The following is a 391-nucleotide window of genomic DNA, read 5'->3' as shown; positions in this document are numbered from 1 at the left end:
AAAAGGAGGGATGGGCCAATGCGGATGCCAAGCTGCGCCTGATCCTCGCGGCCGAGGAGCTGATCGGCGATAACGGGGTGGCCAGGACATCGCTTCGCGAGATTTCGCGGCATGCCGGACATGCGAATGTGGGTGCGGCCCAGTATCATTTCGGCGACAAGGCGAATCTGCTCGCCGCGGTCATGCAATATCGGCGTCCGGCGCTTGACCGGCAGCGCCAGGCGCTTTTCGCCGAGCGGGGCTATGACATGGCAAAGGCCAGTGTGGCGCAGCTGATCAGCCTGATCAACGAATCGCTTTTCGATCAGTCGGGTGAAAATGGGGTCCGCAGCTTTGCGCGTTTCCTGCGCGGGATCGAGCTGGAGGATATTTTCTCCCAGCTCTGGCTGAA

1 protein-coding gene is annotated in these 391 nt (G+C 61.1%); it reads left to right on the top strand.

Annotated features, from left to right (window positions below; translation table 11 throughout):
- On the top strand, nt 1-391 hold a 391-nt coding region (locus AAFM29_RS17950), incomplete at both ends, for a helix-turn-helix domain-containing protein (RefSeq protein WP_341714065.1).

It is taken from the genome of Erythrobacter sp. (assembly GCF_038133525.1).
GTDB lineage: Bacteria > Pseudomonadota > Alphaproteobacteria > Sphingomonadales > Sphingomonadaceae > Qipengyuania.
This window is presented reverse-complemented; position numbering and strand designations above follow the sequence as displayed.